The organism is Segatella oulorum F0390 (assembly GCF_000224615.1).
Taxonomy (GTDB): domain Bacteria; phylum Bacteroidota; class Bacteroidia; order Bacteroidales; family Bacteroidaceae; genus Prevotella; species Prevotella oulorum.
Map to the genome: position 1 here is coordinate 1 of NZ_JH114226.1, position 729 is coordinate 729.

At 54.9% G+C, this 729-nt stretch carries 1 pseudogene; it reads right to left on the reverse strand.

From position 1 onward, the window contains the following. Window positions 1–636, reverse strand: a pseudogene (locus HMPREF9431_RS11915) (hypothetical protein); the annotation flags it as partial. Window positions 637–729 lie beyond the last annotated feature (93 nt).

Sequence of the window (729 nt, forward strand, 5' to 3'; positions counted from 1 at the left end):
ATAAGCATCAATGGGCGTGTTCTCTGATAGAATATCCGACGTGATATTAAGGCGCACGCGGGCAGATTTGTGCTCCATGTTAAACACCACTTCGTAATCGTCGCCCGTTATCGTTGCCTGCACATGGCCAATCGTCGGGCTCTTGGTGAGCCAGTTGTCAACCACCAATCGGTTGTTCGGCTCATCATATACCACAGGCTCGCTGAAACAGGTAAAGTCATAGGTGCCGGGGTCGAGCAACAGTTTCTGACCGGCATCGGGGGTGAACACGCCGCCCGTCACGCTGCCCTCCAGTTTGCCTTGCAAGTCGTGGGTGGTGGGGTCGAAGGCGAGGATGGTATACTTGCCATCGCTGATGGGATCAACGGCGCGCGTTTTGCCGGTGGGCGCATCGGGAGTAACCGATACTTCGGCCTCCAAGCCGTCGCCCAAGTCAACGGTCGTCGGCTTCACGGATGCTGCGGCGCGTGTCACAGCCTGGTCGGCCTGATAGGCCACTTCGGTAAATTTGAAGTGGCTGCCGTCAAGCGTTATCTTTTGGTTCTCGCGGGTTGCCTCTTCGTCGCTTGCGCAACCGGCGAATAGCCCTGCTGCCATCAAGGTCAGCACAAGGGTCAATCTATTTATTTTTTTCATTGCGTTTCGTTTTACTTGTCGTTTCTTAATTGTCTAAATCAATCTCGGTGCCGCCCACTTGCTGCTCGCTTCCCCATTGCTCTTCGGTTGAGC